This is a genomic window from Lentisphaera araneosa HTCC2155 (assembly GCF_000170755.1).
In the GTDB taxonomy this organism is placed as follows: domain Bacteria; phylum Verrucomicrobiota; class Lentisphaeria; order Lentisphaerales; family Lentisphaeraceae; genus Lentisphaera; species Lentisphaera araneosa.
In genome coordinates this window covers 1-26,787 of the sequence record NZ_ABCK01000017.1, presented here as the reverse complement: position 1 = coordinate 26,787, position 26,787 = coordinate 1, and the positions used below count along the sequence as shown (strand labels likewise).

The 26,787-nt window shown below is 41.5% G+C and carries 25 protein-coding genes, 1 tRNA gene and 1 pseudogene; 2 read left to right on the top strand and 25 right to left on the bottom strand.

The features are described 5' to 3' along the window. Positions 1-82: 82 nt before the first annotated feature. Positions 83-3,676: a protein kinase domain-containing protein gene (locus LNTAR_RS16240; protein WP_083800062.1), complete on the top strand. Its 3,594-nt coding sequence runs from the start codon at positions 83-85 to the stop codon at positions 3,674-3,676. A gap of 192 nt (positions 3,677-3,868) precedes the next feature. Continuing rightward, a complete protein-coding gene (locus tag LNTAR_RS16235; RefSeq protein WP_007279824.1) occupies positions 3,869-4,435 on the top strand; it encodes a transposase in 567 nt (188 codons plus the stop codon). Between the two features lie 72 nt (positions 4,436-4,507). Here the strand turns inward: LNTAR_RS16235 and LNTAR_RS16230 are convergent, their stop codons facing one another. The 25 genes and pseudogenes from LNTAR_RS16230 to tuf form a co-directional block, all read right to left on the bottom strand. Continuing rightward, complete coding sequence (locus LNTAR_RS16230) at positions 4,508-5,365, bottom strand: DUF1670 domain-containing protein (RefSeq protein WP_040915133.1); 858 nt, start codon at positions 5,363-5,365, stop codon at positions 4,508-4,510. A 140-nt stretch (positions 5,366-5,505) separates the two neighbouring features. After that, complete coding sequence (locus LNTAR_RS16225; RefSeq protein WP_157473611.1) at positions 5,506-6,486, bottom strand: IS3 family transposase; 981 nt, start codon at positions 6,484-6,486, stop codon at positions 5,506-5,508. 35 nt (positions 6,487-6,521) lie between these two features. Beyond that, positions 6,522-6,827 (bottom strand): transposase, encoded by a 306-nt coding sequence (locus tag LNTAR_RS16220; RefSeq protein WP_007279822.1) that lies wholly within the window; start codon positions 6,825-6,827, stop codon positions 6,522-6,524. Positions 6,828-6,895: 68 nt separating this feature from the next. Continuing rightward, positions 6,896-7,762 carry a DUF1670 domain-containing protein gene (locus tag LNTAR_RS16215; RefSeq protein ID WP_007279821.1) on the bottom strand — a complete coding sequence of 289 codons (867 nt, stop codon included), beginning with the start codon at positions 7,760-7,762 and terminating at the stop codon, positions 6,896-6,898. A 330-nt stretch (positions 7,763-8,092) separates the two neighbouring features. Beyond that, on the bottom strand, positions 8,093-8,362 hold the full coding sequence (gene rpsS, locus LNTAR_RS16210; protein WP_007279820.1) for a 30S ribosomal protein S19: 270 nt from the start codon (positions 8,360-8,362) through the stop codon (positions 8,093-8,095). 3 nt (positions 8,363-8,365) lie between these two features. Continuing rightward, entirely contained in the window at positions 8,366-9,193 is an 828-nt protein-coding gene (rplB, locus tag LNTAR_RS16205) for a 50S ribosomal protein L2 (RefSeq protein ID WP_007279819.1), read from the bottom strand. 13 nt (positions 9,194-9,206) lie between these two features. Further along, positions 9,207-9,488, bottom strand: a complete 282-nt coding sequence (gene rplW / locus LNTAR_RS16200; protein WP_007279818.1) for a 50S ribosomal protein L23 — start codon at positions 9,486-9,488, stop codon at positions 9,207-9,209. A 1-nt stretch (position 9,489) separates the two neighbouring features. Continuing rightward, positions 9,490-10,137, bottom strand: a complete 648-nt coding sequence (rplD, locus tag LNTAR_RS16195; RefSeq protein WP_007279817.1) for a 50S ribosomal protein L4 — start codon at positions 10,135-10,137, stop codon at positions 9,490-9,492. A 15-nt stretch (positions 10,138-10,152) separates the two neighbouring features. Then, positions 10,153-10,785 (bottom strand): 50S ribosomal protein L3, encoded by a 633-nt coding sequence (gene rplC / locus LNTAR_RS16190; RefSeq protein ID WP_007279816.1) that lies wholly within the window; start codon positions 10,783-10,785, stop codon positions 10,153-10,155. 12 nt (positions 10,786-10,797) lie between these two features. Next, entirely contained in the window at positions 10,798-11,106 is a 309-nt protein-coding gene (rpsJ, locus tag LNTAR_RS16185) for a 30S ribosomal protein S10 (RefSeq protein WP_007279815.1), read from the bottom strand. Between the two features lie 37 nt (positions 11,107-11,143). Further along, positions 11,144-13,199 (bottom strand): annotated as a pseudogene (gene fusA / locus LNTAR_RS16180) (elongation factor G). 41 nt (positions 13,200-13,240) lie between these two features. Then, entirely contained in the window at positions 13,241-13,711 is a 471-nt protein-coding gene (gene rpsG, locus LNTAR_RS16175) for a 30S ribosomal protein S7 (protein WP_007279812.1), read from the bottom strand. Positions 13,712-13,716: 5 nt separating this feature from the next. Continuing rightward, positions 13,717-14,094, bottom strand: a complete 378-nt coding sequence (gene rpsL, locus LNTAR_RS16170; protein ID WP_007279811.1) for a 30S ribosomal protein S12 — start codon at positions 14,092-14,094, stop codon at positions 13,717-13,719. Positions 14,095-14,191: 97 nt separating this feature from the next. Next, complete coding sequence (gene rpoC, locus LNTAR_RS16165; protein WP_007279810.1) at positions 14,192-18,463, bottom strand: DNA-directed RNA polymerase subunit beta'; 4,272 nt, start codon at positions 18,461-18,463, stop codon at positions 14,192-14,194. 8 nt (positions 18,464-18,471) lie between these two features. After that, positions 18,472-22,263: a DNA-directed RNA polymerase subunit beta gene (gene rpoB / locus LNTAR_RS16160; RefSeq protein ID WP_007279809.1), complete on the bottom strand. Its 3,792-nt coding sequence runs from the start codon at positions 22,261-22,263 to the stop codon at positions 18,472-18,474. Positions 22,264-22,368: 105 nt separating this feature from the next. Next, positions 22,369-22,767 (bottom strand): 50S ribosomal protein L7/L12, encoded by a 399-nt coding sequence (rplL, locus tag LNTAR_RS16155; RefSeq protein ID WP_007279808.1) that lies wholly within the window; start codon positions 22,765-22,767, stop codon positions 22,369-22,371. Positions 22,768-22,779: 12 nt separating this feature from the next. Further along, on the bottom strand, positions 22,780-23,295 hold the full coding sequence (rplJ, locus tag LNTAR_RS16150; RefSeq protein WP_007279807.1) for a 50S ribosomal protein L10: 516 nt from the start codon (positions 23,293-23,295) through the stop codon (positions 22,780-22,782). A gap of 2 nt (positions 23,296-23,297) precedes the next feature. Further along, positions 23,298-23,990, bottom strand: a complete 693-nt coding sequence (gene rplA / locus LNTAR_RS16145; RefSeq protein WP_040915132.1) for a 50S ribosomal protein L1 — start codon at positions 23,988-23,990, stop codon at positions 23,298-23,300. Next, positions 23,984-24,409 (bottom strand): 50S ribosomal protein L11, encoded by a 426-nt coding sequence (rplK, locus tag LNTAR_RS16140; RefSeq protein ID WP_007279805.1) that lies wholly within the window; start codon positions 24,407-24,409, stop codon positions 23,984-23,986. The genes rplA and rplK overlap by 7 nt, the downstream gene beginning before the upstream one ends. 37 nt (positions 24,410-24,446) lie before the next feature. After that, positions 24,447-24,596, bottom strand: coding sequence for a hypothetical protein (locus LNTAR_RS28465; protein ID WP_420798221.1), 150 nt, complete (start codon positions 24,594-24,596; stop codon positions 24,447-24,449). Then, positions 24,557-25,009 (bottom strand): transcription termination/antitermination NusG family protein, encoded by a 453-nt coding sequence (locus LNTAR_RS16135; protein ID WP_007279804.1) that lies wholly within the window; start codon positions 25,007-25,009, stop codon positions 24,557-24,559. The genes LNTAR_RS28465 and LNTAR_RS16135 overlap by 40 nt, the downstream gene beginning before the upstream one ends. Before the next feature lie 49 nt (positions 25,010-25,058). Beyond that, positions 25,059-25,247 carry a preprotein translocase subunit SecE gene (gene secE, locus LNTAR_RS16130; RefSeq protein ID WP_007279803.1) on the bottom strand — a complete coding sequence of 63 codons (189 nt, stop codon included), beginning with the start codon at positions 25,245-25,247 and terminating at the stop codon, positions 25,059-25,061. A 27-nt stretch (positions 25,248-25,274) separates the two neighbouring features. Beyond that, positions 25,275-25,350 (bottom strand) — tRNA-Trp (locus LNTAR_RS16125). Between the two features lie 13 nt (positions 25,351-25,363). Further along, complete coding sequence (gene rpmG, locus LNTAR_RS26705; protein WP_083800061.1) at positions 25,364-25,516, bottom strand: 50S ribosomal protein L33; 153 nt, start codon at positions 25,514-25,516, stop codon at positions 25,364-25,366. Positions 25,517-25,525: 9 nt separating this feature from the next. After that, positions 25,526-26,722 carry an elongation factor Tu gene (gene tuf / locus LNTAR_RS16120; protein ID WP_007279802.1) on the bottom strand — a complete coding sequence of 399 codons (1,197 nt, stop codon included), beginning with the start codon at positions 26,720-26,722 and terminating at the stop codon, positions 25,526-25,528. Positions 26,723-26,787: the final 65 nt, after the last annotated feature.

The following is a 26,787-nucleotide window of genomic DNA, read 5'->3' as shown; positions in this document are numbered from 1 at the left end:
TAATGTAATTAAAACATACATTATCAATTCTAATATTTTACAATTGTAGTAAAAATACATTGTATATTAAATAAATACACACATGAACTTCTCTCTCACCTGCTTAAGCTGTAATAGCAAAGTCAACATAGATGCTAATGCATCTGTTGACAGCTTGCGTTGTCCTAATTGTAATGATACAATTCAGCTTAGACGTGGACGTATGTCTGCAGGAAATACCATTCAAAAGAGGTATAAAGCATTATATAAAGTATCCGATGATGGCTTTAGCTCGTACTTTGCTTGTTTAGATACAAAATCAAATAAAATTAAACTACTCCGAGTTTTTGACAAAACCCTTACATACTCACTTCAACAACCTGAAGTTTTCCTCGAACTTGCACAAGATTTAAGTCCGCATGGAGGTAGTAGTCAACTCCCCATTCATAAATCGGCAATTGATGACGACTTTATTTACCAAGTCATGCCCTTTACAAAAATTGAAAGCCTTGAAAAACTCATCGATTCAGGCTACATATGGGATCCTATTCAAGCATTAGATCTTATATATGAGCTCTTACTCTCCTTAGATGAAGCCTATATTGCAACGCGCAGTGGACACTTTTCTTTAACGCCTAGAAACATCTTTATCGATGATAAAGGCAACCTTTTATATAACGATTTTGGTATTGCAGTTCATCTACTCCAAGATGTGAGGTTTGTAAAATCACAGATGCAAATCTTTGATATATATTATATAAGCCCTGAGATAACCTATAGCTCAAAATTTCCCAACGAAGCTTGTGATATCTATTCTTTAGGAATGCTTCTCTATTACTTAATCACGGGTATCACACCGCACAGCACACCTTCTGGAGAATTTAATCCTTCAGAATTAATCATCCCAAAACGCGTCGAAGTCGAACTTGATGAAGACTTCCTATTTATTCTCAAGAATATGTCAAAACGTGAACCGATACAGCGAATGAATTCATATCGTCAAGTCATGAAAATGATTGAAACTTATTATGAGAACATCGGGCACTCCTTGACTAAACAAATGTCAGGCACCAAAACTGAAATCTATGAGAAAAACGATTTTGTAAAACTAGTCAGCCCACATTTCAAAAATGTCAGCTCCGCTGCTTCAACTGCATTTAACCTCAAACCTTTATCCAAAGAAGTAATACAAGACAGAATCAAAACTTCTGTTGATATTGGTATCTCGAAAGATGTTCATGAAAAACTTAGCAATCCAAAGCGAGTCCATCGCAAAAGAACAAATACCGGGCTTCAAAAAGATCCACAAGCAAGTAATACTCAAAAAGAGTCCTCTCGAGAAAAACCATCAAGAAGTAAACGTAAAAATAAACATGAAGCACCTCCGGTCATTGAACAATCTATTCAGTCGACTAGCGAGATACGTCGAGCAACTCCTCGTCCAATAGCAAACAATAGAGCACGACGCACTCAACAGAAAAAGAAAGATAGCCCTGTAGCTGCCATCATATGTTCAATTATTTTTCTCCTAGCCATAATTTCAGGTGGTATATTCATTTATGCGAAACACTCAACAAAAAAACAAGAGCCAATTGTAGATACCCCCACTGCTGACGATAAATTGGCTAACACTGATAAGTTGGCCGACACAAAAGAAGAGGCAGTAACCGATAAATCTAATGATCTTAAGAATGAAAATGACACTAATAAGCCTGACTTGAAAATCACAGGTGCGAAGGAAGGCACTGACACAGCTTTAGCTGAAGAAACAAAAGAAGAGACAATAAAAGAGCCTGTCATTATTGACAGAACTTGGTACTCAGAAGCCTTGAAAGAAGCAGAGCCAGATTTTGCCTCTATAGGTGAAAAGTTTAACAATGACAAAAACAATGCTGCTGACGATCAAATAAACCTCATAAAATCCATTGATAATGACATTAAAGAAGCTAAAGAAAATGCCGTTAGACGTATTATCATTGAACTTAGAAGTGAAGTCAACACTCTAATGTTTAAAAAACAATACACTGATGCAATTGAGGTCTATAAAAACTATGATGGCTCTTTGGCTACAGAAAGCCTTGAAACACGTAACAGTCTCATGGAAAACTTAAAATCTATCATTAAAGATAAACTTGCATCAGGTGACACTGCCCTACCTCCTACTGTGACTGTAGAAAATTTAAAAGAACATGAACTTACTGAGCAGAAAGAATTCTTAGCTCAAGCTATTTATAAACTTGACACCATTCAAATTGATGGCCATTTACAGAGGCTTTCCGGATTAGCTAATATCGCTGAAATTAGAAAGCTTATTGAACTCATTAATCATGATCTCTTGAAGAATAGTATTTTAAATAATTTAGCGCTTTCCAATAATGAAGTATATGACTTACTAATCAACGGGAAAAATATCAAAGCAAAAGTTCTAAGTTGTGATTTAGATGAGAAAACAATTCAAATCTCTAGTTCCTTTCAAGGCAAGGTGCTCAAGCAAAGTGTAGATTTATCCAACTTTAATTTTGAAACTCAAATTAAATACCTGACTTTCGACTCGGAACAAGAAACAAAATTTGCACGCTTTTTATACTCTTTACTTAATGAAAATACAGTTGCTGCCGCTGCTCAACTAGAAACATATAAAGGCCCTCTAAATAAGGAATTAATAGAGCAAAGCCATAATGAAATTGACCGAGTAGTTGAGGCAAAATCTCTCGCCATTTTCAATCTATATAATATTACAAGTCTAGATACTATTTCACTCAACACCATTTCTGAAGATGACGCTATATGCCTACGCCTTCTCTTATCTAATTTAATTAAAGATTTTAAGAACTCACGTTATCTAAATAGCGATGACTCGATCATCTTGGCAGTTTACGACACATTAAAAAACTTGATTAAAATTGATTATAAAAATGATATTTTTGTCGGCCCCAATTCTCAGTCGAAATATCCAAACTTCGAGAGCCTAGTCATAGCAAATAATCGTACCATACGCCTCCTCCCAGGTTCATACAATGATAGTATTATTTTAAAAAATAAGAAGGTAAAACTCATTGGTGCCCTAGGCGTCAAACTACAGAACTCAATTGTTCTTAGTGGAGACGATCTTACCGTTAAAAACCTCACCTTTTATGATGGCGACATTAATATTGAAAGTGACTCTAGTAAAATCAATATTATCAACTGCTTCTTCCATAAAGGCGGTGTGAATTCAACTGGAAAATCTTCCGATATTCTTGTTCAAAATTCTTTTATAAGATACTTCAAATCAAACACCACCACACAAAAAGTAATCATCAATCACTCAACAATTTTTGCTAAAATAGACAAAACTGACCCCATACTCGTCAACCTCAATAAAGCGATTATTGAAGACTCAATCTTACACTCTGAAAAAGGGCCAATTATCAACTCATCGACAAAAAAAGCTAACGTGAAAATCAAATCGTCACTGCTCTCAAATACAGGCCCACTAGCTGTCATCAATAAACTTCAGATCTATTCATTAGATGAACTGGATGATCATATCTCAGATCTAAAGGACTGCCTTAAGGACAAAGCAGGCTTCAAAGATATCAAAAACCAAGATTATCGTATCAAAGACTTCTCCCCTGGCTTTAACGCTACGAGCGACAGTAAATCCATGGGTGCCTTCTTCAACGAAGTTCTACAGTTAAGAGACGATTTACGCTAAAACTAAACACCCTCCTCCCCCTAGAAGCGCGGGCATCCCTGCCCCCTTAATTGCTGGACTCAAGCCAGTCCCATAAGTCACGACGCATTCCGTACAAACAAAAAAATGCATCTAAGAAAACTTAGATGCAATGAAAATGCGGCTCGTAGTTCAAACTTTAGTTTAGAGTTCCCCACATACTAAAGAGACTGTGTGAAAAACACACTACAGAATGATTTATTCTGTTTAGCGCTTATGGGGATTATCCCCTACTTACCAATAGTTAATAAGTCATCAAATGTACAACAAGGAATGTATCGAAAAGAAGCCATTATTTATGATCCACAAAAAGATACTTATCTGTGCCCCCATAAAAGTACTTTAAAGAAAATTAGAACTACCTCTCAAAGGGGCCGATTATTTAATCAATATGCTAACAAAAATGCATGCGATACTTGTTCTATAAAGCACCGTTGTACGACAGCAAAAAAACGCATTTTATCACGTTGGGAGCATCAGCAATATCAAGAACGAGCAACACCAAGGATTCTCGAAAACAAAGTGATGATGGCTACACGTAAAGGAACAGTTGAGCACCCATATGGGACAATTAAAACTCAGTTTCTTACCAATGGTTTTTTAGTTCTCGGTAAGGAAATGGTCCTGGCTGAATGCTCACTTGCACATTTCGCTTATAATTTAAAACGAGTTTTAAAGATTATAAAATTTGATGATTTAATGCAAGCCCTTGACGAAAAGGTGGGTACATATTGCAAATGAATGGCCTTATCAAAGCATAATAAATAAGGTCATTTGTCCGTGAGGTGTATTTGTCCCCTTACGTACAGATATTTAGTTTTTCTGAGAGTTCAAGTCATTGACGATGGTTTCGTATTGTGAGTCCACCTTTGCGTCCGTATTGATGATTTGCTCTAAAACAAACCCTCGGTCTTTGTACTCCAAGATGATAGCTTCATATTCTTTGATTAACCGGGATGTATTTCCAATAACTTTGGCGATCTCATTGATATTCATGCCCTTCTTATAACAGATAAGAACCTGTTTAAATTTGCTGATATAACGCTGGATAGCCTGGAATGAATGATAAGTCTCACGACTTACTTGTTGAACGCTGAGTTTCTTTATGAAAAGTTTTTCAATTATAATTTTTTTGTGCGTGAGAGTTGGCCCCATATCATGTATTGAACCTCTTCGAGGTAAGACCTCATTGTGTTCCAGTTCCCATTCTTTAATATACTTACCCACAGTTGGTGGAGAGATCTTTAAAAGAATGGCTAATTCAACCGAGGTCATACAGCCACCTTGCTTATAACTTTGTTTGAGCACCCTTGCAACAGCTTCCTTTTTTATGTCTCTGAGCTTCTTACCGTCTTTGCGCTCTTGAATATCTTCTGCTCGTACTAAATCTAGGATAACACTCACTAAAGGTGTTTGATTGATCTTTTTTCCGTATGATTTAGTCGCATTTTTGTCAGTGGTCACCCATGGCGTCTGACCCTGTTTTAAATGAGAAGTTTCGGGATAGAATTTATTGACCATAGAGATAATAGTTGAGCTCAAAACTTGCCGAGTCCTCATTCCTCCCAGTTGCGGACACTCCTCTGAGAAAAAAGCTGTTAAAGCTCCAGCAAAAGTTTTATATTGTTGTGGTCCGTAAGTTGCTTCATTCGCTGAAATATGCGTCTTCATGCTCTGCTCCATACGGGATTTGATAGATTTGTCTTGGTTCATCTAAAACTTCTCAAAATGAAATCGATTTTAAGCTGGGTGGTATAGACCTATCATAGGCGATTAAAAAATCAATAACCGATAAGTCCTTAATCATTCATTTATCCCCGCATTCCACCAACCTCCCCCTCCATTGAGGTGTTTTTTGAGAAGTGTGGCTGCATTGAGATTATGGAATTGCTTTCCATTCTCTTTTGTTTAGCCAGTTTTAATTTTTGATCTCTCTTGTCAAGAATCTGTTGCGTGAGACCATTAAGCCTGTCATGTGGAGCGATATAGTAAATAGAGCTGTGAAGCCTCTGGGTATTGTAATACTCAATATATTCGCCGATAAGACGCTTAGCATCAGCCATACTCAAAGGGCAATTAACTCTGATACATTCCTTTTTCAGAGAGCCGTGAAAACGCTCTTGCTTGCCATTACTTTGCGGATAATAAGGCGATGTGCTTGTATGTGAATATTCATTGCGGGTAATGAATTGTGAAAACTCCTTACATTTGTATTGTGAGCCGTTATCACTGATGCACCGTGGTCGAGCCTCAGGATAAAGTTCCTTAGCTTTTTGAAAAACGATATTAACATCTTGCACTTTCATACTTTCCCTTAATTCCCAGGCAATAATGGAGCGGCTATATCCATCGAGAATACTGATTAGATAATACACCGTATCACCAGCAGTGATGTTAGTAATATCGGAATGCCATTGTTCATGAGCCTTTAGCGGCTGTACAAAGCCTGTACCTTTTTTACTTTCTTTGGCGTTACGGTTTCTCATAACGCCAGCTTTGCTTAAGACCCTGTATACGGAAGATGGTTGAACGTAGGCAATATCCTGATCAATCATCATGTAAGCACAACGACGATAGCCATCCGAAGGGTGGCATAGATAGAAATCAATAATAGCCTCTTTCTCTTGATTCGTAATCATATTCGTCCGTATAAAGTTATCAGAGTATTTCCGAGGTTCTCCATGAGCTTGTTTCCAGTCATAAAACCTCCTTCGGCTAATGCCGATATATACTAGTAGGCGTTCTTCGCTTATTTTGCATTGAGCCTTCTTATCAGCTACGAAATCAACGATCTCATCGCGTAAATCAGGCTCAACCCAAAGTTTATTTAAAGTTCCCCAGCTTTTTTTTTGGCTTCGATCAGTTCGCTGGCAAGTTCTACGACGACTTGATCTTTTTGACGAATTTTTGACTCTAAAGTTTCAATCTTTTTCTTGACCGCTCGCGATTCCTTTGACGGTGTTAACGCTTCTGATCCATTGCTAAAGAGCTTACTTTGCCATTCATAGAAACGATTTGGGTTGATATCTAACTCTTCACAAATTACCGATACCTCGACTCCTTCGAGTAAATGACGTTTAACAGCTAACACTTTCTCTGCACTGCTAATATGGTTTCTTGCTTTTTCAGACATAGCTTATTCCTTGCTTATTTTCTTGTTTTATTATAAGCTGAAAATCTGACATCCAAAATTGCGAACCTTTAAGTGAGGCAGGACAGATTCGACAGTAGTGAGTCTTTTTTTTCGCCAACTTCCTTATAGTATTCATCTCCTGTAAGCAGGATTTCATCCAGACGATGTTTGAACATATCTTTATTCTTAAACTCGTCGTAAATCTTAAGGAATGTCTTCACGCCGCGTTGTGAGATTCCTGCAACTACCGCGATTTCATGGTCAGTGAAGCTCTTCCCTACCCGTAAGTAAACCGCAACTTTAAACTTTTGAAGGTAACTCTCAACGGCGCCCATCGAATGTTTTGTAGCACTCGCAACTTCAACTTCTTCTTTGCCTTCCACCCAATGACGAATGACCAATTCACGGTGTGTAACTCCAGGACCAATATCTTTTTGTTGGCCACGCGTCGGAATGACAATACCTTCCTCTTGTAAGTGTTTGATATCACATCGGATCGTTTTTGTATCGCACATCAACAGCTTGGCCAAATCCTCCTGGCTTAATAGACCTCCTTGATCGCGAGCCTCTTCGCTCAAACGTATTAATCTACGCTGACGGCGAACAACTTGCCGTTGTTTATTTTTTCTATTGGGCAACTCTTCTTCGTCAAAATCACTGAATACACTTAGAGTGACGCTTATCATTTCACAGTCTTTGAGTGCCTTACCTGCACCTTCCTTGGTCGAGACGCAGTTGTACTTGAGTTGACCTTCTTTAAGTTCCTTTTGGCTATAGGAAAAATAGACCTCATCTATCATGCGAACCAGTTCTTTGGCTTCCCAGGGACTTAGGCCCGCTCCATGAACCGCCAAGTGACTCATTTGCTGGTTCATTGTTTTTAAAGATAAGCGACGACTTTGATTTTCTTGAGAGTTCGCTATTTGTATACTCATGGTGTAGTGCTCCTTATTTTTTGCTTTTTGGTAGAACAATTTATAAGGGGACACTACACTTTTTTAGTATCTAGCGATACTTACCGGACAAATGACTGAATCGTAAATACATTACCTTCGCTTTGGAGGTCATTTTTGATAAATGTAAAACACAATTAATTTGCTTTACAAAATTTAGCTGGAAATAGAGTACGACGCTTGTTTTTCACACAGCCTCTAAAGCGTGGACTACATGCCTTTTACAAAGCACGTCAGTTCTAGAAAATCAGACCAAAAAAAAAGAGAGTCCGAAGACTCTCTTTTTTTTATAAATAACTGAAAAAGATCAGATTATTTACCGGACATAACACCGTGAGTTCTGAAAGCACGAGTAAGTGCGAATTCACCGAGCTTGTGACCAACCATATTGTCAGTTACAAAAACGGGAATAAACTCTTTACCGTTGTGTACTTCGAAATTCAAACCTACGAAAGTAGGAAGAATCATAGAACGGCGCGACCAAGTTTTAATGGCCTTGTGGTCACCTGAAGCAGTAGCTTTTTCAACTTTTGCTGCGAGGTGTGCATCCACAAATGGACCTTTTTTAATTGAACGTGGCATAAGTTATTTCTTCCTTTTTTCGATAATGAATTTAGAAGAGTTCTTACGAGGGTTACGAGTTTTGAAACCCTTCGAAAGTTGACCCCAAGGTGATACTGGGTGAGAACCACCAGAAGTACGACCTTCACCACCACCCATTGGGTGATCGACCGGGTTCATCGCTACACCGCGAACGTGAGGACGCTTACCTTGGAAACGCTTCTTACCAGCTTTACCAATTTTAGCTTTACGATGATCCGCATTACCAACAACGCCGATTGTAGCCATGCAGTTGAGGTTAACGAGACGAACTTCGCCAGAAGGAAGTTTGATCTGAGCAAAGTCAGTTTCTTTAGCACGCAAGATGGCCTCTTGACCAGCTGAACGAACCATTACTGCACCTTTACCAGGCTCAAGCTCAAGATTGTGAATAACAACACCCACTGGGATATCTTTGATTTTAAGCGCGTTACCAGGCTTAAATTCAGCTTTTTCACCACTCATTACTGTGTCGCCTTTTTCAAGACCAACAGGAGCGAGGATGTAGCGCTTTTCACCATCTGCATAGTGAAGAAGTGCGATATTCGCAGTACGGTTTGGATCGTATTCGATCTCTGCAACTTTAGCTGGGACACCAACTTTGTTACGTTTGAAGTCGATAGTACGGTACTTACGCTTAACACCACCACCACGGAAACGAGTAGTAATACGACCAGCGTTATTACGACCACCAGTGCTCTTCTTACCTTTAGTAAGTGATCTTTCTGAGTTTGAGCGAGTAATAGTCTCGTCAATTACAGTCACCATATTACGGAGAGAAGGTGTTGTCGGTTTATATGTTTTAATAGCCATGTTTCACTGTCTCCTAGTAGAGGTTAATAATCTCACCAGACTTAAGAGTAACGATCGCTTTCTTCCAGTTGGCTTTTTTACCAGCCATGGCAGTGCGCTGACGCTTCTTCTTACCAGTGTAGTTCATAGTGTTGACAGATTGTACTTTCACATTGAAGATCTTTTGAACTGCGTTAGCAATCTCGATCTTGTTAGCGCTTGAAGCTACTTTGAAAGTGTACTTGTTTTGATCTTCCATTGCAGCGGAAGACTTCTCAGTGAGAACAACAGTTTTAATTACTTTATAATTGCTCATCTTAAGCCTCCGCAGAAATACGTTGACCAACCTGCTCGAGAGCAGCTTTGGTGATGATTACTTTCTTACCAGAAAGGATATCGTAAGCATTAACTTCTGAAGCCGTCATAACAAGAGAAACGTTGTTGAAAGACTTTGCAGTATTTTCAAGATTCTCAATGTTTTCAGTAAGGTCATCGCTAAGGATGATTACTGGACGATCAGCAGCATTAACGCTTTCGAGGAAAGCAATAGCAGTTTTAGTTGAAGGTTTTTCAAATGCGAATGAGTCAACTACGATAAGTTCTTCAGCTTGGATACGCTCAGCGAGTGCGCGACGTACAGCTAAACGACGAACTTTCTTGTTAACATTTTTTGCATAAGAACGAGGCTTAGGGCCGAAAGCTACACCACCACCAGTCCAAATAGGAGAGCGTGTTGAGCCAGCACGAGCATTACCCGTACCTTTTTGACGCCAAGGCTTTCTTCCGCCACCACGCTTTTCAGAACGAGTTTTAGTATTAGCACTACCTGAACGAAGGCTTGCGAGGAAAGCTACAACAGATTCGTGTACAGCTTGCTCACCTTTTTCGAATTCAAGCCACTTGGAATTGATTTCTAATTCACCGGAAGCTTGACCCTTTGAGTCTACAGTATTTACTTTAGTCATGATTCAATACTCCGATTACTTCTTGATTGCTTTCTTAACAACGACAACGCCGCCATTAAAACCAGGAACAGCACCTTTCACCATAAGGATGTTTTCTTCAGGACGAACCTGAATAACTTTTAAACCTTGTGAAGTACGCTGAACACTACCCATGTGACCAGGCATTTTTTTGCCTTTAAATACACGTCCGGGCCAGTTACACATACCAATGGAACCACCTTTACGTTCCCAGTCACCACCGTGAGATGCACGACCGCCACCGAAGTTCCAACGTTTTACAACGCCCTGGAAACCACGACCTTTAGTCGTACCGATAACATCAACGTATGCAATATCGCTGAATTCTTCGACAGTGAGAACTGAACCGACTTCTTTATCAGAATCAGCTTCGAGGCGGATTTCTTTGATAAGAGCAGGAGGGTTCTCTTGATTGTTAGATTTAGCAAGATGTCCGAGAACAGCTTTAGATACATTCTTAGCGCGCTTAGAACCGAAACCGATTTGAAGTGCTGAGTAAGAATCTTTGTCGTTAGTTTTAACGTCGAGTACTGGGCAAGGACCAGCTTCAATAACTGTAACAGGAACGAGGCGACCTTTATCGTCGTATACCTGAGTCATACCCAATTTTTTACCAATAATACCAGTCATAACAAACTCCTATTATATCTTAACTGCGATGTCTACACCAGCGGGGAGGTTGAGCTTCTTGAGCTCGTCTACGCATTTGGGTGTAGGCTCCACAATGTCAAGAAGACGCTTGTGAGTTCTGATTTCGAATTGATCCATTGCCTTTTTGTTCACGTGGGGAGAGCGGTTTACAGTGAAACGCTCAACTCTTGTGGGCAGAGGAATAGGACCGGCAACACGAGCACCAGCACGTTTTACAGTCTTGACGATATCTGAAGCAGATGTATCAAGCACGGCGTGGTCGTAAGATTGCAATCTTATTCTAATGGTTTGCTTAGCCATATGTTTTTACCTTACTTATTAAGTTAAGTTATTATTATTAATTTTCTGCTACCTCAGTGAAGTGCGAAAGCTCAATCGACGCAGAAGCGCGACCTTTAGTGAGCGAACGCAAGTCCGTGGTGTAACGGAAAAGCTTTGCTAGCGGAACGTGAGCTGAAACTTTCGAGAAGTTACCAACACTTTCCATGTTGAGTACTGAACCTCGTCGAGATGAAATATCGCCAATGACATCGCCAGTATTTTCTTCGGGCGTATCAATTTCCAGTTTCATCATCGGTTCGAGTTTAACAAGTTTCGCCTTGAGAGCTGCATTGCGAAGAGCAATTGAAGCGGCGGCTTTGAATGCAATGTCGCTGGAATCAGTCGAATGATGAGCTGCTCCAACTACAGAAACTTTCGTATCCGTCAAGGGGTAACCGTGTTCAACACCGGTTCGAGAAGATTCGTTTATACCCTCAATTATAGAATTTTCAAGCTCTTCTGGAATAATTCCCGGAGAAAGTCTGTTGTCAAGCACAAAACCTTTGCCTCTTTCGAGGGGTTCGACTCGGAGTGAAACTTCGGCAAATAGATTACCATTAGGCGTTTCACGAACGAAGGTTTCGGTATAGTCGGCTGAATCCACTACGGCTTCACGATAGGAACTTGTGGATTACCAGTATTTGCATTGACTTTGAATTCTCGATGAGACGATCCGCAATAATCTCTAAGTGAAGTTCACCCATGCCAGAAATAAGAGTTTGGGCGGTCTCTTCATTGAAAGAAATATTGAAAGTAGGATCTTCGTCTGAAAGAGCTTTAAGCGCGACTTCGAGCTTATCTTTTTCAGAGCTCGATTTTGGCTCGATGACCATGGAGATCACCGTATCAGGGAAAGTCATTTCTTCGAGCACACAAGGGAAGTCTTTCGTGGAAAGAGTATCACCCGTTGTACAAAAACGCGCTCCGACAATAGCGACGATATCACCGGCTTGAGCCGTCTTGATATCTTCTTGTGAATTGGCGTGCATTTGTAGAAGACGAGATACTTTCTCATTTTTGTTATTACGGAAATTCTCTACCTTGTCACCCTTTGAGAGTGTACCAGAATAAATTCGTGCGTAAGTGATGCGACCCACATAGGGATCCGTCATGATTTTAAAAACGAGGGCTACGAGTGGGCCCTTAGGATTTGCTGAAACAATGACCGCTTCATCCTTTTTAGGATCGAGACCTTCTTTATCGGGAAGCTCATTGGGCGCAGGCAAAATTGCGAGAACCGCATCGAGAAGACTTTGCACACCCTTGTTCTTAAATGCCGTACCGCATAAAACGGGAACGACTTCATTTTTAATTGTATGTTCACGTAAAACTGAAATGATGAGTTCTTCGGGGATCGCTTGTTCTTCGAGGTAGAGCTCAGCAATCTCATCGCTAAACTCGGAAAGAGAATCAATCATTTCAGTACGTGCAAACTCAGCATCTTCTGCTAAGTCAGCGGGGATTTCTGATTCAACAACTTCTTCACCTTTCTCACCATTATAGGAGAAGGCTTTCATCTTGATTAAATCAACAATCCCGGAAAATTCTGCTTCAGCGCCAATTGGCAACTGAATCGGAACGGCATTGGCTTCTAGTTTGCTGCGAAGTTCGCTAACAACATTTGCGAAGTCCGCACCAATGCGGTCCATTTTATTTACAAAAGCAATTGTGGGAACGTTATATTTACGCGCTTGACGCCAGACAGTCTCAGATTGGGGCTGAACTGCGCCAACGGCACAGTAGACGGCAACTGCGCCATCTAAAACGCGAAGAGCACGTTCAACTTCCACTGTGAAGTCAACGTGCCCAGGGGTGTCGATAATATTGATCTTGTGATCATTCCAAAAGCAGGTCGTGGCGGCCGAGGTAATCGTAATTCCGCGCTCTTGTTCCTGCTGCATCCAGTCCATCGTGGTATTACCATCGTGAACTTCACCGATTTTATAATTCTTACCGGTGTAAAATAGAACTCTCTCTGTGGTGGTTGTTTTACCAGCATCAATGTGAGCCATGATGCCGATATTTCGAACCTTGGAAAGAGAGTTAATACTACTTGACTTAGTGCCGCTCATATGCAACTCACTGTTCTAAGGTTCGATCTATAGTCTACAGACTACCAGCGGTAGTGAGCAAAAGCCTTGTTGGCTGCTGCCATGCGGTGAACTTCATCTTTCTTCTTAACAGCACTACCAGTGTTGTTGAAAGCATCGATGATTTCAGACGCAAGTGCTTGATCCATTGGCTTACCCTTTTTGTTTTGGGCAAACGTGATCATCCAACGCATAGCGAGTGATACTTGGCGATCAGGAGCAACTTCTACAGGTACTTGGTAGTTAGCACCACCGACACGGCGACTTTTCACCATTACTTGTGGCTTGATATTTTCTACTGCGCCGAAGAAAACTTCGATTGCATCAGAATCTTTGATTTTTGAAGTTACAGTAGCTAAAGCTTTGTAAACAACAGCTTGAGCCGTTGATTTCTTACCGTCTTGCATCACCATGTTGATGAGGCGAGAAAGAAGCTCACTATTGTATTTTGCGTCAGGAGTTACAGGACGCTTAGGTGCACGATTTTTTCTCATTAATCTTATCCTTTCTTAGGCTTCTTAGCGCCGTATTTAGAACGACCTTGGCCACGCTTGTCTACACCGAGGCAGTCAAGAGCACCACGAACAACGTGATAACGTACACCTGGAAGGTCACGAACACGGCCACCGCGAACAAGTACAACGCTGTGTTCTTGGAGGTTGTGGCCTTCGCCACCGATGTATGCTGAAACTTCTTCACCATTAGTGAGACGTACACGAGCTACTTTACGTAAAGCCGAGTTTGGCTTCTTAGGCGTTCTGGTCATAACCTGAACGCAAACTCCCCTACGCTGAGGGCAGTTGTCAAGAGCGCGTGAAGTACTTTTAGTAACTTTACGTTTACGCCCTTTTCTTACAAGTTGGTTAATAGTAGGCATTAACAATTCCTTAATTCGTATTTAAACTTATTTTTCAAAAAAAAGTTCGATAGGTTAGCGTAGGTGTCGGCTTTTGCAAGCCGACTCCCATAATTTATTAGTCGAGGCTGAGCATCTCGTTTGTTGACTGTAAAAGGCTGAACTCGTCGTCGGCGTCTTCGTCAATATCAGCGACGATTTCAACATGACCAACTTTAACAACTTTAATGTCGCGAGCTTGCTCAATACCAGTGCCAGCTGGAATGAGGTGACCCATGATTACATTTTCTTTAAAGCCTTCGAGAGTATCCACTTTACCGAGAGTTGCTGCATCAGTTAAGATACGAGTTGTATCCTGGAAGGATGCTGCAGAAATGAAACTATCGGTTTCGAGAGATGCTTTGGTAACACCGAGTAATACCGGTACACCTTCAGCAGGCTGTCCACCTTCGGCAAGAACGCGCTCGTTCTCTTTTTCGAAAGCTTTCTTATCAACCTGTTCACCAGCGAGGAAAGCAGTACTACCAGAATCGGCAATACGGATTTTTCTAAGCATTTGACGAACGACAATTTCAACGTGTTTGTCATTGATCTCAACACCTTGAGTACGGTATACATCTTGAACTTCGTTAACGAGGTATTCCTGAAGTTCTTGAGCACCACATACTTCAAGCATATCTTGCAGCACAGGAGAACCATCAGTGATAGTTGAACCTTTGCGTACAAATTCACCATTGTGAACGATGATACGTTTAGTAGTTGGAATCAATATAGATTCTGAAAGATTATTTTCTGGATCGTTAAGCGTAAGCTGCTGCTTACCTTTGCTAACGCGACCGAACTCGATGTAACCATCGATTGGTGCGATAACAGCTGGATTCTTTGGAAGACGAGCTTCAAAGATTTCAGCAACACGTGGTAAACCACCAGTAATATCTTTCGTTTTTGCTGATTGACGTGGGATTTTAGCAAGTACTTCACCAGCTACAACATCAAAACCTTCTTCAACGATAATGTGTGCACCGTTAGGCATTGAGTAGTGAGCGAGCATATTGCCTTCCGCGTCAACAATAGATAATTGTGGGTGAAGGTCATCACGGTGTTCAAGAACAACGTTTTCTTCTTCACCAGAAGCCGCGTTAATTTCGCGCTTCAAAGTTACACCGTCAACGAGGTCAATGAAGTGTACGCGACCTTTAGTTTCAGTGATAATCGGAACATTGTACGGGTCCCACTGAGCGATCATTTCGTCAACTTTAACCGAATCACCCTCTTTCTTGAATACTTGTGTACCAGGGACGAGTTGGTGCTCTTCTTCATAAACGCCGTTTGCATTAACAATGGCAAGTTTACCATTTTTATTAACGACAACGTGGCTACCATCTTCTTGGCCGACCAAACGCGCGTCAATATAGGTAACAGTACCAGCAGACTTAGGCTTAATCATGGGTTGCTTATAGGCAGTCGATGCTGTACCACCAACGTGGAATGTACGCATAGTAAGCTGTGTACCAGGCTCACCAATTGATTGCGCTGCGATAATACCAACTGCATCACCTTTCTGAGCAATGTTAGTGCTAGCAAGAAGGATACCATAACATTTTGAGCAAACACCACGATCAGATTCACAAGTCAGTACTGAACGAATTCTAACTTCTTCAATACCGCGGTCTTCGAGGTCTTTAGCAATGTGCTTATCAATAACTTCACCAGATTTAACTATGAAAGCGTCTTTGTCACCTTCAGCGAGTGGGTCGTGAATATCATCTACAGATACGCGACCTACGATACGGTCAATGAGAGAAATCTTCACTTCATCACCTACGCGAATTGCAGCAACTTGGATACCTTTAGCAGTACCACAGTCTTCTTCGGAGATAACAACATCTTGAGATACGTCAACAAGCTTACGAGTCATGTAACCCGAGTCCGCAGTTTTAAGTGCAGTATCGGCAAGACCTTTACGAGCACCGTGAGATGAGATAAAGTATTCGAGTACAGTTAAACCTTCACGGAAACTTGAAAGAATTGGACGTTCAATAATTTCACCTGATGGTTTAGCCATAAGACCACGCATACCTGCGAGCTGACGGATTTGGTCTTTAGAACCACGAGCACCTGAATCCATCATTGCGAATACAGAGTTAATCTCGTCTTGACCATTATTAAGTTCGATAGTTTGGAAAAGCTTTTTCGCAACTATTGAGTTACAGTGCGTCCAAATATCAATAATTTTGTTGTAGCGTTCGTTATTGGTGATAACACCTTTTTTATACTGCTGACGTACTTCTTCAACTTCAGCCATTGCTTCGTCAACCATGCCCTGCTTTTCATCAGGAATAATCATGTCATCTGTAGCTACAGAGAAACCAGATTTAGTTGCGTAAGCGAAACCGTTCTTTTTGAGCTCGTCAATAACTTCTACAGTTTTTGCACGACCAATGATTTCGAAAGCGTCGTTAATCATGTCGGAAAGAGTTTTCTTAGTAACAGTTTTATTGAGGAAACCAAGTTTGTCATCCCAGATTTGGTGGAAGACACAACGACCAGGAGTTGTAACGAGGAATTTAAGATCCTTGTCACCCCAAGTAGTTTCAGTACCAAAATCAGGGTTTTTGTACTTGATAATCTCATGTAATTTGACGCTACCTTTTTCAAGTGCCCAAAGAACATCACTAAATTTATCGAAGTATTTAACTGTTCTCATGTCACCGAGGAACTCGTCAAAAATTCTCTTTTCTTTCTTAGTGTGCTTAGGCGCTGCGTAATAAGCTTTAGCTGCTGCATCAAACTCACGTAAGTGATTGGCGCGCATCTCTGCTGCTTTTGATAAGTAAGAAACGTAGTAGCAACCAAGAGTCATATCTTGAGTTGGCGTACAGAGTGGCTTACCATTGGCAGGGGAAAGAATATTATTAGGAGAAAGAAGCAAGAGTTTACACTCGAGCTGAGCTTCGTTTGAAAGCGGTACGTGTACAGCCATCTGGTCACCATCGAAGTCGGCATTATATGCAGTACAAACGAGTGGGTGAATACGAAGTGCTTTACCTTCGATCAACACAGGGTCAAAAGCCTGGATAGAAAGTCTGTGAAGAGTAGGAGCACGGTTAAGCATAACTGGGTGACCTTTCGTCACTGACTCAAGTACATCCCATACTTCAGGAGCACCGCGCTCAATCATTTTCTTCGCTGCACGTACTGTGTGTGCTACGCCATTGTCTTTCAACTTACGGATAATGAAGGGCTCAAAAAGAACCATAGCCATTTGCTTAGGAATACCACACTGGTGGAGTTTAAGCTCAGGACCAACAACAATTACAGAACGGCCAGAGTAGTCAACACGCTTACCAAGTAAGTTCTGACGGAAACGACCTTGCTTACCTTTAAGCATATCTGAAAGCGATTTAAGCTGACGGTTAGAAGCACCTGTTACAGCACGACCATGACGACCATTATCAAGGAGTGAGTCAACCGCTTCTTGTAACATGCGCTTCTCATTACGAACGATAACGTCCGGAGTACGCAAGTGAAGAAGATTCTTCAAACGGTTATTACGGTTGATAACACGACGGTAAAGGTCATTCAAGTCAGATGTCGCAAAACGACCACCATCGAGTGGCACGAGAGGACGTAAATCTGGTGGGATTACTGGGAGTGTTTCAATGATCATCCACTCAGGACGTGAGTTGTTTGCAATGAAACCTTCCATGAGACGCATACGCTTAGCAATCTTTTTGTGATTAGCTTTTGAGCGAGTCGCAGCCATTTCACCCTTAAGTTGCTCGAGGAGATCTTCTGGAACGATTTGTGAAAGAAGTTCTTTGACTGCAGATGCACCCATTGAAGCTTCGAAATCATCGCCGTAAAGCTCTTTACTTTCGCGGTATTCCGCATCAGTAAGAATTTGCTTTGGAAGAAGTGGCGTATCGCCAGGATTAGTTACAATGTAATCCTCGTAATAAATGATTTTCTCGAGGTTACGTGCAGTCATATCGAGAACCATACCAAGACGTGAAGGCATACATTTGAAGAACCAAATGTGTGTTACAGGCACAGCGAGATCGATGTGACCCATACGCTCACGACGAACGCGAGCCTTAGTGACTTCAACGCCACAACGGTCACAAATAATGCCCTTGTGTTTGATACGTTTAAATTTACCGCATGAACATTCCCAGTCCTTAGTTGGACCAAAAATCTTTTCGCAGAACAAACCGCCCTTTTCAGGCTTGAATGTTCTGTAGTTAATTGTCTCAGGGTTTTTTACTTCGCCTTTACTCCAGGAAGTAATGGTGTCCGGATTAGCCAAGTTGATTGTCACCTGGGAGAAATTGGTACCACCACGTGATCCGGCATCAGCGAATAATTTCCTACGAATATCGTTTTCCATATTATTTCCTATTCCTTTCTAAGACGAATATCAAGACAGAGACTCATCATCTCTTTCATCAATACATTAAATGATTCCGGCAAGCCGGCTACTAAACTATTGTCACCGCGAACAATTGACTCATAGATACGAGTTCTACCTTCAACGTCATCGGATTTAACTGTGAGCATTTCCTGAAGTGTGTAAGCGGCACCGTAAGCTTCGAGTGCCCATACTTCCATCTCACCGAAACGCTGACCACCGTGCTGTGCTTTACCACCAAGAGGCTGTTGTGTAACGAGCGAGTAAGGACCAACCGCACGTGCGTGAATTTTGTTAACCACAAGGTGATCAAGCTTAAGCATGTAGATCATACCGACAGTAATACGTTGGTCGAAAGAATCACCTGTACGACCATCATAGAGACGTGCCTTACCATCGCGATCGTAACCAACTTCTTCTAGCATGTCGTTGATTATAGACTCTGGGCAACCATCGAATACTGGAGTAGCAATTTTGATACCCATACGATTAGCAGCCATACCTAAGTGAGTCTCGAGGATCTGACCAACGTTCATACGTGATGGTACACCGAGCGGGTTAAGTATGATGTCAACAACTGTACCGTCTTTCATAAATGGTAGGTCAGACTTTGGTACGATATTAGAAATAATACCTTTGTTACCGTGACGACCGGCCATTTTATCACCTACAGAGATCTTACGCTTAGAAGCGATGTAGACTTTTACTGACTTTATAACACCGCGCTCTTGACTGTTTTCGTCAGCGAGTTGATCGATTTTCTCTGAGTTACGGAGACGAATGTCGTTGAGACGTGGTTTGAAGTTACCCATAACTTCGTCGATCTGAGCTTTTGCAGGTGAGTCAACCATTGTGTAGTTGTCATGCTGAGCAGAAAGTTTTCTAAGAAGAACTTTCGTGATCTTACGATTAGCTGGGACAATAATTGTTTCTTTGCCATCTTTAGAGACGATGTCGTTTGAAAGCTTAGAACCTAAGAGGATTGCACCGAGTTTCTCAGCGAGATCTTCGAGGAACTCATTGTACTGAACTTTGTATTCAGCATCAATTTCTTTACGCTTACGCTTAAGATCACTCTTAGTTACAGCCGCTTTAGTTGGATCGATTTTGCGGTCTACGCGAATATCCATCACGATACCAGAAGTACTAGAAGCAACATAGAGTGAAGAATCTTTCACATCGGCAGCTTTGTCACCGAAAATTGCACGGAGAAGACGTTCTTCAGGAGCAAGTTCAGTTTCTGACTTAGGAGTAATTTTACCTACGAGGATATCACCAGGTCCAACTTCAGAACCAAGACGGATAACACCTTCTGGACCGAGGTTGCGGAGCGCTTCTTCACCAACATTTGGTGTGTCGCGAGTGATTTCTTCTGGGCCCAACTTAGTATCACGTGCTTGAATACTCGCTTCAGCAATGTGAATAGAAGTGAACACGTCATCTTGAACTAGACGTTCAGAGATAATGATCGCATCCTCAAAGTTGTAACCACACCAAGGCATGAAGGCAACGAGTACGTTTTGACCGAGAGCAAGCTCACCGTTATCAGTACCGAAACCATCAGCAATTACATCGCCAGCTTTAACGACGTCGCCAGCTTTAACAAGTGGCTTTTGGTTCATACAAGTTGAAGAGTTTGATCTCATGAACTTGTAGAGGTTATAAATATTTTCAGGCTTAAGGTCTTCTTCGTCTTTTAAAACGCCATCTTTAGTGATGATGATTTTATCAGACACAGAACTCGCAACAATACCATCAGCCTTAGCGGTAAGTACGGCTCTAGAACCTTTAGCAACCAATGCTTCCATGCCTGTACCAACGAGTGGTGAATCTGGCTTGAGGAGTGGCACGGCTTGACGTTGCATGTTTGACCCCATGAGTGCGCGGTTCGCATCATCGTGTTCAATGAAGGGGATACAACCTGTAGCAGGAGAGATCAACTGCTTTGGACTAACGTCCATGTGAGTAATTTTATCTTTCTCAACTTCGACTGAGTCACCATCTGTACGAGCGAGTACGTATGCTTCGGCAACTGTGTTGTCATCATTGAGTACTGTATTTGCCTGAGCAACTACGAAATCTTCTTCAATATCGCCCGTTACGTATTCGATCTCTTCAGTCACTTTACCGTCAACGAATTTGCGGTAAGGAGTTTCTAGGAAACCGTAAGGGTTGATTTTTGCGTAACACGCAAGTGAAGAAATAAGACCAATATTTGGTCCCTCTGGAGTCTCAATAGGACAAATTCTACCGTAGTGAGAAGAGTGAACATCTCGAACTTCGAAGCCAGCACGTTCACGACTTAATCCACCTGGACCTAATGCAGAAAGACGACGCTTTGCAGTAAGTTCTGAGAGTGGGTTAGTTTGATCCATGAACTGAGAAAGTTGTGAACGACCAAAAAAGTCGCGAACAACACTCTGAAGTGCTTTAGGATTGATAAGCTTAGAAGGCATAATGGCCGTGCTATTCTTATCATAAAGAGTCATACGCTCACGAATAAGGCGCTCTGTGCGGCTAAGTCCTGAACGGAATTGATTTTGTACGAGTTCACCAACACTACGAACACGACGGCTACCCAAGTGATCAATATCATCAACTCGCCCGTGAGTATTTTTGATTTTCATCAGAGTAATTGTAGCTGCAACCATGTCGGAAGGCGTTAATGTACGCTCCTCAGTCGGTAAAGGTAAATCTTTAGATTTGAACTGATCGCCATCAAAAGCATTGCGTAAACGCTGCTGAATCTTATAACGACCAACTTTGCCCAAGTCATAAGATTTGAGGTCAAAGAAAAGACGGTTGAGTAAACCTTGTGCATTCTCGATATTAGCTGGATCACCAGGACGCATTTTCTTGTAGATGTACTTAAGTGCATCTTCGCGATTAGTCGTAGGATCTTTTTCGAGGTTAGTGATGAAAGTCGTACCGAGCTCGTGAGTATCAACGATATCGAGCTTTTTAACGCCTGCATCTTTAACAAGGTCAAGAATTGAAGATGAAAGTGGCTCTAAAGTCTTAGCAATGAGCGTACCATTTTCATCTGTGATATCGTCAACGAGAATCTTTTCTGCAAGAGTACTTTCGTCTTTTGCGAGTGACGCAACAGTGACGTTTTGTACACCGTACACACAATCGAGAAGATCGTAATTGCTTTCGCTATATACAGCGCGGAGGAAAGTACTAATTAGGAATTTGCGACGTCTACGACGACGATCCATGAAAATATAAATGAGGTCATGGTTGTCATATTGGACTTCCATCCAAGAACCACGATCTGGAATAATTCTGAAAGAATAAAGTGTTTTGTTACTTGTAGATTTGCCTGCTTCAAAGCAGATACCAGGCGTTCTATGAAGCTGGGAGATAATTACACGTTCTGCGCCATTAATGATGAAAGTGGCACGGGGGGTCATTACGGGGATATCACCCATAAATACGCGCTCTTCAAATAATTCGGATTTGCCGTTTTCATCTTTAATTTCTAATTCGAATGTAACGTGAAGTCCAGCTTGGTAGCTTTCGCCATCCTTTAGGCAATCATACATGTTCACATTTGGGGTGCCAATTTCATATTTGACAAAATTTAAAATACAGTTTTCATCGAAGCTCTTAATCGGGAAAATTTCGTTGAAAGCCTCTTGAAGACCTTTTTTTTCACGACTATCAGGATTGGTAGTTTCCTGTAAAAATTCTCTGAATGATTCAAGCTGAACAGAAATCAAGTCAGGTGTATCGATAACTTCTTCAAGTTTTCCAAAGTTTTGACGAATTGCCATAAGTTGTAACCTTGCACGGGCTTAAAGGATTAAAATAAGAAAAGTAGGAACCGGAAATAATCCGGTCCCTACTGTGAGTTTTTTTATGCTATGTTTAAACTTAAATTACTTAAGTTCAACAGTTGCACCAGCTTCTTCAAGATCTTTCTTGATTTTGTCAGCTTCGTCTTTTGCAGCCGCTTCTTTAACAGTTTTAGGCGCGCCTTCAACGAGATCTTTTGCGTCCTTAAGACCAAGACCAGTTGCAGAACGTACAACTTTAATTACAGCGATTTTCTTGTCAGCAGGGTATGCTGCAAGTACTACATCAAACTCAGTTTGCTCTTCTGCAGCTTCTGCAGGAGCAGCAGCGCCACCAGCAGCAGCAACAGCTACTGGAGCAGCAGCAGATACGCCGAGACGGTCTTCGAGAGCTTTAACGAGTGTAGTGAGTTCAAGTACTGACATTTCTTCGATAGATTTGACGAGTGCTTCGTGTGCTTCTGATAATACAACTTCAGACATTTTATTAATCCTTTATTTATTTTTTTCGACAATTGCGTTAAGAACGTAAACAATAGTAGCTGCTTTCTCATTAAGAACTCTAACAAGGCTTGTAGGCACTTGATTGAGAAGACCGAGCAACTGAGCACGGGCTTGATCTTTCGTGAGCATATCCGCAACGGTAACGGATGTTTCTGCATCTAATACTTCACCATCAACAAATGCTGCTTTAAACGAAACTACTTCGTTAGCTTTAGCAAACTTCTTGATAGTTTTGGCTACATCAGCGGGTTCGCCTGAACCACATACAATTGCTGTGCCGCCAGTAAGTTCTAAATTTGATAGGTCACTGTAAGGCTTGCCTTCAGCGGCTTTCTTAATGAGCGTATTTTTATGAACCTGTAGTGTAGCTTCATTAGCTTTCAACTCAGTTTTGAGTTCTTCGAGCTGTGAAACATTCAGTCCCATATACGAGATAAGAAAGAAATTATTAGACTCATCCAAAATCGTTTGGATATGGTCAACGAGAATAGTTTTTTCTTGTCTCATAATTACACTAAGTCCTTAAGATCAATTTTTAGACCAGGGCTCATTGTGCTACTTACAGTGCAGCTTACTACGTAAGTGCCTTTTGTAGCTGATGGACGAGCTTTAACAATTGCTTCAACAATTGCTTGCGCGTTTTCAGTGAGTTTGTCAGCGTCGAAGGAAAGTTTTCCAACGAGAACGTGAGTTGCTCCACCTTTGTCTGCACGATATTCAACACGACCACCCTTAGAAGCTTTAACAGCACCAGCTACATCATCTGTAACAGTACCAGTCTTCGGATTTGGCATTAAACCGCGTGGACCTAAAGCGCGACCAAGAGTACGTACTTTACTCATTGCTGCCGGAGTAGCAATAAGAACGTCGAAATCAAGCCAGCCATCTTTAATTTTTGCAATCAGCTCATCGAAACCAGCATAGTCAGCACCAGCAGCTTTTGCTTCGTCTGCACTGTTTCCGTCTGCGATTACCACAACTGTGACATTTTTACCAGTACCGTTTGGAAGCGAAAGAGCTCCACGAACGTTTTGTTCTGGCTGTCTAGTATCAATACCCAATTTAAAAGCGATATCAACAGATTCATCAAACTTTACAGCTGGAAGTGATTTGAGAGTCTCAAATGCTTCTTTGATGCCATAAGCTTTGTTCATATCGACTTTTTCGAGTCTTGCATTATAAAGTTTTGAACGCTTCATGATACAACCTCCACACCCATGCTACGGCAAGTGCCTTCGAGCATTCTAACGGCTGCTTCTTCTGTGTTTGCTTTCATATCTTTCTTTTTAATCTCATAGATTTCTTTGAGTTGATCTACAGAGATTTTACCTACAAATCCAGAACCGGGTTTTTGTGAACCGGAAGCTAAACCAGCGTACTTTTTAATAAGTACAGGAGCGGGAGGCGATTTGGTGATGAATGTGAATGAGCGATCTTGAAAAACTGTAATCACAACAGGAATAATCATTCCCGCTTCGCTCTGAGTTTGAGCGTTGAACGCTTTACAGAATTCCATAATATTCACACCCTGTGCACCAAGCGCAGGTCCCACTGGAGGAGCCGGGTTCGCCTTGCCAGCTGGAATTTGAAGTCTTATATAACCTTTTACTTTTTTAGCCATATCCTTCCCTTAACAGATAATAATTTGACTAATGGACCTAGTCGAAGTCATTTTTTTCTACTTGATCGTATTCAACTTCTACTGGAGTTGAACGGCCAAATATTACAACAGATACCTGAAGCTTGCCGCGATCGATATCAACCTCAGTTACAGTCCCTTCGAAACTTTCGAACGGACCTTCTTTGATTTTGATAATCTCACCAACAGTGTATTCAACTTTTGGCTTAGCAACATCTTCGGTTTTCTCAAGCTGACGCTTAATATCTGAATCTCATCATCTGAGAGAGGCACAGGTTTATCTCCACCGAGGAAGTTGATAATGCCGTATGTATTTTTGACAAAATGCCAGACATCTTCTTTCATAGTCCCGTTCTCGTCAATCAGGTCAACATTGACAAATAGGTAACCGGGATAGAACTTTCTGTTTTGGGTAATTTTCTTACCCTGGCGCACAGTAGTCACCTTCTCCGTAGGAAGCAAAACCTCGAGGACTGAATCTTGCATTGAATCTTGTTCAATGCGACGTTCTAAGTCCTGACGAGCTTTATTTTCTTTTCCGGAGAGAGCTTGTAGCGTGTACCATTGACCGAGCTTTTCCATTTTTTATATGATTCCTTTATTACCTTAAGTTACCGATGAAAAAGACGGTTTAGATTGCTTCAATAAGCTTCTGAAGAATGCCATCAGCAAACTGTACAAATATTGCAAGTAAAATACAGGTGATCAGAACCAAAATACTGGACTGAACCAACTCTGATTTACCTGGCCATGAACAGCGTTTAAGCTCTTCAACGACATCGATTGTATACTTACTAACTTTTCTAATTGGATTAGACATTTTATTCCTCAGATTAACTTAAAAAACTGGCAAGAGAGACAGGGTTCGAACCTGCGACCCTCGGTTTTGGAGACCGATGCTCTACCAGCTGAGCTACTCTCCTGCAGTTTTGAATTTTACTTGGTCTCTCTATACAGTGTGTGTCTACGAACTTTGGGATTGTACTTCTTCTTCTCAAGACGACCAGGAGTGTTGGTCTTATTCTTAGTAGTAGAGTAAGTTCTTTCGCCAGTTTCAGTACACTGTAGAGTTACAATTTCGCGTGCCATTGTAACGACCTATGCGATGATTTTTGTAACAGCGCCTGCACCTACAGTTCTACCACCCTCACGGATAGCGAAACGAAGTTGCTCTTCCATAGCGATAGGCTGAATGAGCTCGGCTGTAATTGTTAGGTCATCACCAGGCATAACCATGTCGCGACCTTCTTCGAGGTTGATAACACCTGTTACGTCAGTCGTTCTGAAGTAGAACTGAGGACGGTAACCAGCGAAGAAAGGCTTGTGACGTCCACCTTCATCTTTAGAGAGGATGTAGACTTGACCTTCGAATTTTGTGTGAGGAGTTACAGAACCAGGCTTACAAAGGATCTGACCACGCTGTACGTCTTCTTTTTTAACACCACGGAGAAGTGCACCAACGTTTTCACCTGCACGACCTTCGTCGAGAAGCTTACGGAACATTTCAATACCAGTGATAGTAGTTTGTGTAGTGTCAGCAAGACCAACAATGTCAGCTGTGTCATTCACTTTAATGATACCACGCTCAACACGACCAGTAACAACAGTACCACGACCTTCAATTGAGAACACGTCTTCAATTGGCATAAGGAAAGGCTTGTCAGCAGCGCGCTCAGGCTCTTGGATGTATTCATCAACAGCAGCCATTAGGTCCATGATGCATTTTGCGTCATCAGAAGATGAGTCAGCAGACTCAAGTGCTTTAAGAGCAGAACCAGGAATTACTGGGAGATCATCACCAGGGAATTTGTACTCAGAAAGAAGTTCACGAACTTCCATTTCAACGAGTTCAAGCATCTCTTCGTCGTAGTCAACTTGGTCAGCTTTGTTCACGAATACTACGATGTAAGGTACACCAACCTGACGTGCAAGAAGGATGTGCTCACGAGTCTGAGCCATAGGACCATCAGTCGCAGCGATTACGAGGATAGCGCCGTCCATTTGTGCAGCACCAGTGATCATGTTTTTAACATAGTCAGCATGACCTGGGCAGTCAACGTGTGCATAGTGACGGTTAGCAGTTTCGTACTCTACGTGAGAAGTGTTGATAGTGATACCACGTGCTTTCTCTTCTGGAGCGTTATCGATTGCAGCGTAATCCTTAGCTTCACCACCACCTGCGTGAGCAAGGATAGTGCAGATAGCAGCAGTTAAAGTTGTTTTACCATGGTCAACGTGACCAATTGTACCAATATTAAGGTGTGGCTTTGTTCTTTCGAATGTTTCTTTAGCCATTATAAGTTTTCCTTACCTAATGTTTTTTTCAAGTGGAGCCTTCGAGCGGATTTGAACCGCCGACC